At 61.1% G+C, this 11,520-nt stretch carries 10 protein-coding genes; 3 read left to right on the top strand and 7 right to left on the bottom strand.

Going from position 1 to position 11,520, the window contains the following annotated elements; translation table 11 throughout:
- Position 1 precedes the first annotated feature (1 nt).
- The 4 genes from NKI95_RS19270 to NKI95_RS19255 all read right to left on the bottom strand — a co-directional run bounded on the left by NKI95_RS19270 (position 2) and on the right by NKI95_RS19255 (position 4,548).
- Positions 2 to 1,234 carry an ABC transporter ATP-binding protein gene (locus NKI95_RS19270; protein ID WP_352718878.1) on the bottom strand — a complete coding sequence of 411 codons (1,233 nt, stop codon included), beginning with the start codon at positions 1,232 to 1,234 and terminating at the stop codon, positions 2 to 4.
- Between the two features lie 3 nt (positions 1,235 to 1,237).
- Positions 1,238 to 2,041, bottom strand: a complete 804-nt coding sequence (locus NKI95_RS19265) for an ABC transporter permease (RefSeq protein WP_352718877.1) — start codon at positions 2,039 to 2,041, stop codon at positions 1,238 to 1,240.
- A gap of 1,069 nt (positions 2,042 to 3,110) precedes the next feature.
- Positions 3,111 to 3,704 carry a DJ-1/PfpI family protein gene (locus tag NKI95_RS19260; RefSeq protein WP_352718876.1) on the bottom strand — a complete coding sequence of 198 codons (594 nt, stop codon included), beginning with the start codon at positions 3,702 to 3,704 and terminating at the stop codon, positions 3,111 to 3,113.
- Between the two features lie 151 nt (positions 3,705 to 3,855).
- On the bottom strand, positions 3,856 to 4,548 hold the full coding sequence (locus tag NKI95_RS19255; RefSeq protein WP_352718875.1) for a GntR family transcriptional regulator: 693 nt from the start codon (positions 4,546 to 4,548) through the stop codon (positions 3,856 to 3,858).
- A 338-nt stretch (positions 4,549 to 4,886) separates the two neighbouring features.
- Here NKI95_RS19255 and NKI95_RS19250 point away from each other — a divergent pair, with 338 nt between their 5' ends.
- Genes NKI95_RS19250 through NKI95_RS19240 form a run of 3 tightly spaced genes read left to right on the top strand, consistent with a single transcriptional unit; the run spans position 4,887 to position 8,452 of the window.
- Positions 4,887 to 6,113, top strand: coding sequence for an iron-containing alcohol dehydrogenase (locus NKI95_RS19250; protein ID WP_352718874.1), 1,227 nt, complete (start codon positions 4,887 to 4,889; stop codon positions 6,111 to 6,113).
- An 18-nt stretch (positions 6,114 to 6,131) separates the two neighbouring features.
- A complete protein-coding gene (locus NKI95_RS19245) occupies positions 6,132 to 7,619 on the top strand; it encodes an NAD-dependent succinate-semialdehyde dehydrogenase (RefSeq protein ID WP_352718873.1) in 1,488 nt (495 codons plus the stop codon).
- A gap of 11 nt (positions 7,620 to 7,630) precedes the next feature.
- On the top strand, positions 7,631 to 8,452 hold the full coding sequence (locus NKI95_RS19240) for an alpha/beta hydrolase (protein WP_352718872.1): 822 nt from the start codon (positions 7,631 to 7,633) through the stop codon (positions 8,450 to 8,452).
- Here the strand turns inward: NKI95_RS19240 and NKI95_RS19235 are convergent, their stop codons facing one another.
- The 3 genes from NKI95_RS19235 to NKI95_RS19225 are packed head-to-tail and all read right to left on the bottom strand — an operon-like array spanning position 8,453 to position 11,519.
- Positions 8,453 to 9,202 (bottom strand): ribonuclease activity regulator RraA, encoded by a 750-nt coding sequence (locus NKI95_RS19235; RefSeq protein ID WP_352718871.1) that lies wholly within the window; start codon positions 9,200 to 9,202, stop codon positions 8,453 to 8,455.
- A gap of 22 nt (positions 9,203 to 9,224) precedes the next feature.
- Complete coding sequence (locus NKI95_RS19230; RefSeq protein WP_352718870.1) at positions 9,225 to 10,388, bottom strand: mandelate racemase/muconate lactonizing enzyme family protein; 1,164 nt, start codon at positions 10,386 to 10,388, stop codon at positions 9,225 to 9,227.
- A gap of 33 nt (positions 10,389 to 10,421) precedes the next feature.
- The gene (locus NKI95_RS19225) at positions 10,422 to 11,519 is read right to left on the bottom strand and encodes an ABC transporter ATP-binding protein (RefSeq protein ID WP_352595570.1); all 1,098 of its coding nucleotides are present in this window, start codon (positions 11,517 to 11,519) and stop codon (positions 10,422 to 10,424) included.
- Between the last annotated feature and the right edge of the window lies 1 nt (position 11,520).

Here is an 11,520-nt window from a genome sequence, read left to right as displayed (position 1 = left end):
GTCAACGCCTAGTCACCCATCGGTGCGGAAAGCTGACACTGCCGAAGCCGGGTTGGGCGGTAACCGGTCGGTTGTCGAGCAAGCCGGGCATGACATCGAACACGGCGGCGGTCTCGACGTGGTCTTCGACCACCCTGTCGTCCGCCACTAGCGCCACATCAATCCTGTAGCGCCCTGGTCTCAGCATAAGGCTCTCTACATGCACCGTGTAGACTTCGCCCTGACGATCATGCTCGGAGTGCTCCATCGTGTCGAATGACGTCACAGGATCGCCGAGGTCGTCAATAATGGTAATAACGCATTGTGCAAGTTCGCGCGGCCCATCGACCTGAAGCCGAAAAACCGCCGGCTGCCCCGACGCGACGGGACCCGTTTTGTTGAAAACCTCGATGCCGACGACGCGCAGGCGGCCTCGCCCGGTGCGCGTCGTTCGTGTACTCAGATCGGTGCTCGCTCGCGCTTCCAGTGTCTGCAGATAATTCCGGACCAGGTCGCCCGTCGGGCCGTCGGCCAGGATCGTCCCGCCGTCGATAAGAATTGCGCGGTTGCAAAGCCGCTGCAGAACCGACATCTGGTGGCTAACGATCAGCACTGTGCGGCCCGTTCCGGCAACGCTTTCGGCCTTGGCAATGCATTTCTTCTGGAATGCGGCGTCGCCAACGGCCAATATCTCATCGATCACCAGAATATCGGGATCGACATGCGCGGCAATCGCGAAGGCCAAGCGTAAGTACATGCCGCTTGAGTAACGCTTGACGGGCGTGTCGAGAAACGGCTCGACGCCGGAGAAATCGACGATTTCATCGAGCTTGGATCTGATCTCGGCGCGCCGCATGCCGAGTATCGCTCCGTTGAGATAGATGTTCTCGCGGCCGGTCAGCTCCGCGTGGAACCCCGTGCCGACCTCCAGCAAAGCTCCCAGCCGTCCGCGTATCGTCGCGCGACCGGAAGTCGGCTCCACAATCTGCGCCAATATCTTGAGAATGGTGCTCTTTCCCGCGCCGTTGGGTCCGATCACGGCAAGGACGTCGCCTGCGCGCACCTGGAAGGAGACGTTCCTCAGGGCCCAGAATTGATCGTCTCCACCGTTGCGTCGACCCAAAGCGGGCTTCCTGTGAAGGATTCGCCTTGCGCCGCTGGCCAGCGCGTCCCGCAAGGTAGGGAAGCTATTGTTCGCCACCCCCAGTCTGTAGGCCTTGGAGAGATTGGTGGCTTCAATCACTGTGTCGGTCATTGCTCAGATCAGGTCCGGAAACGCGCGTTCGGACTTTGAGAAAATAGCCAGTCCGGCAACGAGAAGGGCCAGCGAGGAGAGAGTCGATATCGAGATCATGACCCAATCGGCGGGCGTGCCCAGTACGCTCCAGCGCATGGCTTCGACTATCCCCACCATAGGGTTCAGGCTGTAGAGCGGCCGCCAAAAGTGCGGCACGAGATTGCCCGGATAGACAACCGGAGTCATGAACAGAACTATCTGAAGGCTGAACGGCACGAGATATCCCACATCGCGAAAGCGGACATTGATCGCAGATAGTGCCACTCCCAGCCCCGTCGCCGACGCAGCCATGACGAGCACGAACAGTGGCAGGAAGATCACCTGTGGTGCCGGCCAGATTCCGAATGCCAGCAGCGCCGCGAACAAAAGAGTGAGGCCGACGATCATATCGGTCAGGCACGTGGCCATAGCGGATATGGGAATGATCAGACGCGGAAAATAGACGCGCTTCACAAGTTCCTGGTTGCTGACAAGGCTGCCCGTCATGCTGCCAACCGCCCGCGAAAAAAAATTCCACGGCACGAGCCCACACAGGACAAACAGCGGGTATGGCGCTCCGTTCGATGAGATGCCCACGAGTCGGCCAAACAAGACGCTGAAGACCGACATGGCAACGAGCGGCTGCAACATTGCCCAGAGCACACCCAGATAAGTCTGGCGGTATTTGACCTTGAAATCGCGCCAGGCCAGGAAGAACACAACTTCCCGATATCGCCAAAGTTCGGAAAGGTCGATCAGCCGCCGCTTGCGGGACGGATCGATCACTGTCTCAACAGCTAAAGGTTGCGGGTCTGTCCGTACCGACACTATGATGGCGTCTGCCCTCCCTTGACGGCCCCATTGAGGCCTACATTTCCGTGCAGTGCAATCAGGACTTTCTCGGAAGTCTATTCTCGGGGAACGCTCGAATGCCTGGACTATTGTTTCAGCCTCCGCCAGCCGGCTCTGCGACAACAGCCACCGCGGTGATTCCGGATCAGAAACAGGAGCCCTAAGACCCCTGCGCCGAAACTGCCGAGGCAAAACGCCCAGCGCCACGCGTCGAGCCCAATGGCTGGAGCGGCGCAAGCCAGCGGGCGATGAAGATTGTAGCAGTGGGGGCCAAGGGCGGCGGTGGTGCTGACGAGAAGGATCAGCATGCCACGGCGTCTGGGCGGCAGGATTTCCGTCAGGTAGGAAATGACCAGAGGTGGAAGGCCCCAAGAGCGATGCCCGAATGCCACGCAGCACTGTAAGGGATTGGATGTCTCGGCTAAACGCGGCAAGGAGCGAGACCACAGTGAGGAACAGCAACACGCCAGAGAGCACGAACTTTCGCCCGTAACGATCGGCGAGCCATTTCGGTAAGAAATTACGAACGTCGTGCCCCGCCGCGTACACTCCAGGCTTTCCTTCAGCCACGGCAAGCGATTCCAGCAGACCGAGTGTTGAGCCTCCAATCGCAATTCGATCGGCTCCTACGTCAGCCCGCTGGACAACCTTCTGGACATGACTCCTGCGCAACGTACCGTCCTGCCGGCGAAGGCCCTCCCTGACCTGCCACTGAATTTTCATCCGGCTGCAGTTAGAGCCTCGGCGGGTTTTACGCCGCCGCAACTCCACTCGGATTGAGGTTGCCTGCCGAGCGCATCTGGCTTCGGCAAGGGAAACACTGATGCGCTGCTCACAGGATTTGATTAAACGAGCACCAATGCATGACGAAATGCTTCTGATCCCTGGGACGCAAACTCAGCGTGATGCAGATGCTTTATGATCCGAAGCCGAATTGGCGGTGACAAGTTTCCTCTGCAGCAAGGGAACCGACGCAGCCTTTTGGATGCGCCGGAGCAAAGGTCTACGCGTGGCGGATTTCCGTCCCCAGCACCTTCAGGCATTCGCGGATGAACGCTGCAAGCGCCGTCCAGCCTTTTGCCGAAACCATCGTCCCATCCACATAAGCCTCCGTTGGAGACAGGTCGATATAGGTGCCGCCCGCAAGCGTCACTTCGGGCTCACATGCCGCCAGTGCGCCGACCTTCTTGCCACGCACGACGCCGTCTACCGCGATCAGGATTTGCACGCCGTGGCAAATTGTGAAGATCGGCTTCTTCGTTTCGTGAAAATGGCGCACCATCGCCTGCACACGCTTGTTCGTGCGGATGTACTCGGGACCACGACCGCCGGCGCAGTAAACAGCGTGGTATTGCTCCAGCTGCTTCTCAGCGTCGGAAAAGGTCTTGTTGATCAGTGCATAGTGGCCGAGCTTTTCGGTGTAGGTCTGATCGCCCTCGAAATCGTGCAGCGACGTTTTGATCAGGTCTCCGGCGCTTTTGTCTGGGCACACGACATGAACAGTGTGGCCCACCGCTTCCATCGCCTGCTGGTAGACGAAGATTTCGTATTCCTCGGTGAATTCACCGGTCAGCATCAGGATCTTTTTGCCTGGCATGGTACTTCCTTTCCTGTGACAACGGCCGGGCGAGACCTGTACTCGCCCGGTGGGTTTGAGTTTCTAGAAGGTGAATCGGGGAGGTAGTATTCGTTGGCACTGGCCTGCGTGATGATCGTCGACGACGGGTACGGGGACATCGGGACAAGTCTCAGTCGAACGCCAGCAACAAACGGTCGCGGGAATGCTCGATATGACGACGCATCGCCTGCTCGGCAGCGGCAGGATCGGCCGCAGCGAAAGCGGCCAGGATGGCCTCATGCTCGTCAAGCGCCTCTTCGGTGACGCGCGAATGGAACATCAGGCGAAAGATGTGGAAGTGGGTATGCTGGTGCGCCAGCGTCTCGCGCACGAGTTCGTTGTCGGCGAATTCCATGACCCTGTCGTGGAAAACAGCGTCCTGGCGGGCGAAGTTGGAATACCGCAGGCGCTCGTCCTTGCCCTCACGGCGCGCCATGACGCCTGCGGATTCCTGAAGTACGGCAAGTTTCGCCTCGTCCATGAGCGCCGCTGCCTTGGCCGCTGCATGAGGCTCGAGCAACAGGCGAAGCTCGTAGAGTTCGTCAAACCGTCGTTTCGTGATCTGCGGCGCAGCGCGGTAACCGATCAGATGCGTCTTCAGTACAAGGCCTTCGCCTTCGAGCCGGCCGAGCGCCTCGCGGATCGGCGTGTGGGAGACGTTGAATTCCTTGACAAGACTGTCGACCGTGATGCGCGAGCCCGGCGCAATCTTCAGCGACATGAGTTGCGCAAAAATCGCTTCGTAGACGTCCTCAACCAGGCTGCTGGAGCGCTGGATACGCCCGCCGGCGAGGTTCGCTCCGTCTACACTGGGTAAGTTCATGGCCTGCACGTTTTGCCTCTTGACACATTGAGTCGCTAACACGATGCTCCGACCAATGCAATCCTATATCATATACGATTTTATAGAGGATATAATTTGAGGCTGTTTCGAGACGAAGCAATGGCACTTGCAAAGGCCCTGCTGGAACAGCGTGCCGCCCTGGCAGCCCGTGCTTCCTCACCTGCGGAACCTGAACGGACCGCCAGCGTTGCGGGCGATGGTTCGGCGCGTCGATACGCAACCGCGCTGCAAGTGGAGTTTGACGTCAAACCCAGCCTTTGGGCCGAGTTGAACGCCCTTCCGTATCCCAATCCAGACATCATCACAGGATGCAGGTCATGAGCCTTTTCGCTGCCATAAGGCTGCCGCGCGAAATTCTTTTCGGGAAAGGCCAACGCCACGTCATCCCGGTTGTCGCGGCCAGGCTCGGGCGTCGAGTGCTCGTCTGCACCGATGAACGTTTTGCCGCAACGGGCCCGTTCGCAGAGATTGTCGCGGCGCTGCGAGCCGCCTCGATAGACGTACTGGTGCATGACCGTGTGCTACCCGACGTCCCCCGGGACACGGTTGCCGTCTGCGTCGAGGAAGCGCGGCAGTTCGCGCCCGACGTGGTGATCGGCATTGGCGGCGGCAGTTGTCTCGACATGGCCAAATGCGCGGCGTTGCTCATCAGTCACGGCGGTCAGCTCCAGGATTACTACGGTGAGTTCAAGGTGCCCGGCCCGACACTGCCGCTGATCGCGGTGCCGACGACAGCCGGCACCGGCTCTGAAGTCACCCCGGTTGCCGTGATCGCGGATCCGGATCGCACGTTGAAGGTCGGCATCTCCAGCCCGTACCTGATCGCGGCCGCGGCCATCTGCGATCCTGAACTGACGATGACATGCCCGCCGGCATTGACAGCGATCGCAGGCGCCGATGCGCTGACGCATGCAATCGAGGCCTTCACCGCCGTCAGGCGTGGGACCGATCCCGGCCTTCCCCAGAAACATGTCTTTATCGGCAAAACCGCTTTGACCGATCATTTCGCCCTGCTGGCGATCAAGCTGCTTGGCCGAAGCCTTGAAACGGCATACCGCCAGCCGTCTGACGAGGACGCCCGGGCCGACGTCATGATGGGTGCACTTGCAGCCGGCTGCGCGTTCGGAACGGCCGGTACGGCGGCAGCGCACGCAGTGCAATACCCGGTTGGCGCGATAACCCACACCCCTCACGGAATGGGTGTCGCCACCATGCTGCCGTACGTCATGAAGTACAACAGAACCGCCGCAGCGACCGAGATGGCCGAGATCGCCAGCGCGCTCTGCCTCGATGGAAAAGGCCGGAGGCCCGAAGAGTTGGCCGACGCGACCATTGGCGAGGTCAGTCGGCTGTTTGGGGCAATCGGGATCATCCCCACGTTGGCCGAGCTAGGGCTGCCTGCCGACAAGCTCGATTGGACGGCGGAACAAGCGATCGGTATCGAGCGCCTCATCAAGAACAATCCGCGGCCATTCGATTTGGGATCCATGCGACGCCTGGTCCAGGCCGCCTTTGATGGCGACCTCGCCAGCTGCGTCATGTAAACAATCGGGAATATCGAGATGAACACGTTTTCACAGGTTCTGTCGGATGATCAGGGCGTCAGCGACTTCCACACGATTTCGCACGGGCTGTATATTGACGGCCAATGGCGGCAGTCCGCGGATGGCAGGGTAATTCCGGTCATCGATCCTTCGACGGAAGCCGTCATCGCTGCCGTACCCGATGCGACCTTGGAGGACGCGGCCGCCGCCGTTGACGCCGCTGCCAAGGCGGCCCATGGCTGGCGGACAACGTCGCCGCGAAAGCGTTCCGAGATCCTCAGACGCTGCTTTGAGTTGATGACGGAACGATCGGAGGCACTGGCTACTCTCATCGCATTGGAAAACGGCAAGGCCCTGCGGGATGCCCGAGGCGAGATCGCTTACGCCGCGGAATTTTTCCGCTGGAATGCCGAGGAGGCCGTTCGCATTACCGGTGAATTCGGTACTGCGCCTTCCGGCACCAATCGCATTGTGGTCGACTACGAACCAATCGGCATCTGCGTCCTGATCACGCCCTGGAATTTTCCTGCCGCGATGGCGACGCGCAAGATCGCGCCGGCACTTGCCGCTGGATGCACGGTGATCCTGAAGCCGGCCAGTGAGACCCCGCTTACCGCCTACGCGCTAGCCGCGCTCTACCAGGACGCAGGCGTTCCGCCGGGGGTGGTCAACGTCCTGACAACCTCCAGTCCCGGGCCTTTGACAGCCGCCATGCTGGCCGATCCGCGGGTGCGCAAACTCTCCTTCACCGGTTCGACGGGTGTGGGTCGCGCTCTGCTGGCAGAGGCTGCCAGGCATGTGGTCTCGTGTTCCATGGAACTCGGCGGCAACGCACCGTTCATTGTGTTCGACGACGCCGATCTCGAAGCAGCGCTCGATGGCGCAATGGTGGCCAAGATGCGCAACGCCGGCGAGGCCTGCACGGCTGCAAACCGCCTCTACGTGCAATCTGGCATCTACGAAGCCTTCTCCGAGGGCCTCGAGAAGCGGATGTCGTCGCTCAAGGTCGGCGCCGGCACCGACCCGGACACGGAATGCGGGCCCATGATCACGAAGAAGGCGGTCGAGAAGATAGACCGCCTTGTCGTCGACGCGGTCGCACGAGGCGCGCGGGTCTTGTGCGGTGGCTCAGTGCTGTCCGGACGCGGTTTCTTCTATCCTCCGACGGTGCTTCGCGACGTGCCGGGCGACGCAAAGATGGCGCATGAGGAGATATTCGGGCCGGTGGCGCCAATCTCGAGCTTCGAAGCCGAGGCCGAGGTCATCGAGCGCGCCAATGACACCGAATATGGGCTTGCTGCCTACATATACACGCGCGATCTGGCGCGCGGCATGCGGGTGGCCTCCCGGATCGAGGCCGGGATGATCGCTCTCAATCGCGGGCTGATGTCCGATCCTGCAGCTCCCTTCGGCGGCGTCAAGCAGAGTGGGCTTGGCCGCGAGGGAGGGCAGCATCACGGCATTGCCGAGTTCATGGAGGCGAAATACCTCGCCGTCAGCATGTGAGCAGAAGAAGAATGCAAGGCGATCCCTTTCGCATCCGCGACCACGTTGCTGACTTTGACCAAATCGTGCAGGACATTGTTGACCGCAGCGAGGCCGCCCGCGCCGCCATTGCGATGGCCGCAGACGTGGCCTACGGACCAGATCCGACCGAGACGATGGACCTGTTCTTTCCCGCGTGCAAAAGAACGGCGCTTCCGGTGCACATCTTTGTCCATGGCGGCTACTGGAGAATGTTCTCCAAGCGCGACTATTCATACATGGCGACGACGATAACCCAGGCCGGGGCCATTGCCGTCATCCTCGATTATGCTCTGATGCCCAAGGTCAGAATGGCGACGATCGTCGACCAGGTGCGCCGCGCCAAGCAGTGGATCCTGGCCAACATCGCCGCTCATGGCGGAAACCCGGCGGCCCTGACTGTCAGTGGTCATTCGGCAGGAGCACATCTTGCAACGTTCCTGTTCGACGGCGCGCATACCTCCTCGAATGTGAGGGCAGCCCTTCTGCTGAGCGGGCTCTACGATTTGAAACCGCTCCAGGATTCCTTTCTCGCCAACGAGATTGGAATAACCGACGAGGAAGTCGCCATGTTCACGCCGCTCGCCTGTCGGCATGATCCTCAAACCAAGGCGACGGTTCTGGTCGGAGCCAATGAGACGCCACCCTTCCATCAGCAAGCCGATCGGTTCAAAGCAAGCTTGCTGCGGCAGGGATCGTTGGTAAGGTCGCATGTGCTCCCGAACCGCAACCACATGGATAGCGTCAGAGATCTCGGCGTGCCGGGGACCGAGGCTGCCGATTGCCTGGCAAAACTGATCGCCAAGGCCTGCTGACTAACTCGGGTTCTCCAGGCGGTTTGTTTTGCGCCACTCCTCGTACTCCCCGCGGGCATCGTCATGCAGCGGATAGTAGCGTTGCAACGGGCCGCCCTCCATGAGCTTCCCTCGTGAGAATTCCTCCCAATCATGATGCTTCTGTGATTCTTCGATCACCTTCGGGGCCATCACGACGGGAAGCACCACCACGCCGTCGTCGTCGGCGACGATGATGTCGCCGGGGATCACCGTGACACCGCCGCAGGCAATCGGAACGTTGACGGCATTGGGATAGATGCTGGTCTGCACGTGATAATTTGGCGTCCAGCCGCGCAGCCATAGGGGCAGATCGAGCTTTTCGACATTGGGCCGGTCGCGCATGCACCCATCGATGACGATACCCGCCCCGCCCCTGCCCTTGAAATACGTCGACATCATATCGCCGAAGACGCCCGAGCTCATGTCGCCGCGCGCGTCGACCACGACCACATCGCCCTCCTGCGCGTGATAGAGCACGTGCCGGTGCAGTTGCGTCTCCGGATCGGCATATTCTCCTTCGGTGAAGAGGTCCGGCCGCTGCGGCAGGAACTGCAGCGTCAGCGCCGGCCCCACGATCGACTTCCCGTGGTTTTGCGCCACCGGACCAACCATGTGCGGATTGCGGAAGCCCATGTGGCCAAGCGTGCCGGCAACCGTCGCGGCGCCGATCTCCCTTAGCGCGTCGATCAGGTCTTTAGGCGGCCGCGTAATGTCGGACGTATGCGTCATTGTGGACTCCGATTGAATGGAACTACCAGTTCGTAACAGAACCGTCGCGGCGCGTAAGGTGAGGCGCTTCCCAGAAACGCAAACTCTGCGCCTGGACCGCCACTTCGTTGACCTCGACGCCGAGCCCCGGCAGATCGCCGACCGGGTAATCGGTCCCGTCGAGCCGTGGTTGCACGGGGAAGAAGTCGGAATTGTCGAAGCCCAGCTTTATTTCGGGCGCCCTGGTCTCGAGCCACGCAAAGTTGGGTACCGCAGCGGCGAGATGCACGGTCGCGGCCGTGCACACGGGACCAAGGGGATTGTGCGGCATCAGGTCCACATAATGCGCCTCGCTCCAGCCAGCGACCTTCATCGCCTCGGTGAGCCCGCCGACATTGCAAACATCGATCCGGTTGAACTGATGGATGCCGCGCTCGATGTAGGGCAGGAACTGCCATTTGCTGGCAAATTCCTCGCCTATGGCAAAGGGGATTTCGGTCATCGTGCGCAGCGCTTCGTAGGCCTCCGGCGTTTCGGCCCGTATCGGCTCCTCGAGGAAATCAAGCACGCCGCGGCCGAGCTTGTTGCAGAAGCTCGCCGCCTCTGCCACCGACAGCCGATGATGATAGTCGAGGCCGAGGACCACGTCGCCGCCCAGCGCCTCGCGCGCCTTGTTCAGCATACCCGCGGTAGCGCCGATGGACTCGCGCGGCTCGAAGATGTCCTTGCTGTTTTGCCCGAAGGGGAAGAAGCGGATCGCCTGCCACCCCTGTGCGCGTAGTTCGCGGGCCCGTTCGATGGCAACATCGCCCTCGGCCTCGTCGCCGGTCGAGGCAAAGGTGGGGACGCGGTCGCGCTGCTTGCCGCCTAGCAGCTCATAGACCGGCACCCCCAGTGCCTTGCCCTTGATGTCGTGAAGGGCGATGTCGATGGCGGAAATTGCCGCCTGAAGGACTCGCCCGCCTTCGAAGTACTGGCTGCGGTAAACCTCCTGCCAGATCCGCCCGATCTGCATCGGGTCGCGGCCGATGAGAAACTCGCGATAGTGCTCGACCGCGCCGGCCACGGCCCTCTCGCGACCGCTCAAGCCGCTCTCGCCCCAGCCGAAGATGCCCTGGTCGGTCTCGACCTTGACGAGCATCTGGTTGCGCGTTCCTACCCACACCGGATAGGGCTTGATCGCGGTGATCTTAAGCTTCTCAGTCATCCGCGCCCACGTTTCATGCGCATTCGCCCTATCTCAGTTGGCCTTGAGGGCCATTTCAGTTTCGCCGTCGAACAGATGCATCCGCTCCTGGTCGAACTCGAGCCAGATCTGCTCGTCGGGCGCGACGGCAATGTTTGGCGGCACGCTGACGTTGACGATGGCGCCGGACAGGAACGCCTGCACGAAGGTGACGTCTCCGGTCGGCTCCACCGTATAGGCCTTGGCCGGGACGCTGCCTGGCACCGCACTCTTGTGGAGCTTGATCGTCGAGTGACGTGCGCCGAGCACGACTTTCCTGGTCGTTGCTTTCGCCACCTTCTGGGCATTGCGCGGCGAGAGCTCAAGGCGCCAGCCCTCCGCGCCGGTCAACACCGTGTTGCCGTTTGCCGTCGAGGCCTCCAGCGGAATAAGGCTCATCGCCGGGCTGCCGATGAAGCTGGCGACGAACATGTTCACCGGATGGGCAAAGACCTGCGCCGGTGAATCGTATTGCTGCAGGTAGCCGCCATTCATCACCGCCATCTTGTCAGCCATGGTCACGGCTTCGAGCTGGTCGTGCGTCACATAGATGATCGTCGCCTTGAGGTCCTGGTGGAAGCGCTTGATCTCCGACCGCATCTGCACGCGCAGTTTGGCATCGAGGTTAGACAGTGGCTCGTCCATGAGGAACACGGCCGGGTCGCGAACGAGGGCACGGCCAAGGGCCACACGCTGCTGCTGCCCGCCCGAAAGTTCGCGCGGCTTGCGCTCGAGCAGGTGCGTCATGTCGAGCACTCGCGCCGCTTCCTTGACCTTCTTGTCGATCTCGTCCCTGGGGAGTTTGCGCATCTGAAGCGGGAACGCCAGATTCTTGTAGACCGATTTCTGCGGGTAGAGCGCGTAGTTCTGGAACACCATTGCGATGTCCCGGTCCTTGGGGTCGAGGTCGTTGACCACCCGCTCCCCGATGATGATGTCGCCCGATGTGATCGGGGTCAGCCCGGCGACGAGATTGAGCGTGGTTGTCTTGCCGCAGCCTGAAGGGCCGACGAGCGCAACGAACTCGCCGTCATTGACCGTCAGCGAGACGTGGTTGACAGCTTTGAAGCTGCCATAGCTCTTGACGAGATCTTGGAGGACCACGTGGGCCATC

The sequence above is a fragment of the Mesorhizobium sp. M0306 genome (assembly GCF_040321655.1).
Taxonomy (GTDB): Bacteria; Pseudomonadota; Alphaproteobacteria; order Rhizobiales; family Rhizobiaceae; genus Mesorhizobium.
This window is presented reverse-complemented; position numbering and strand designations above follow the sequence as displayed.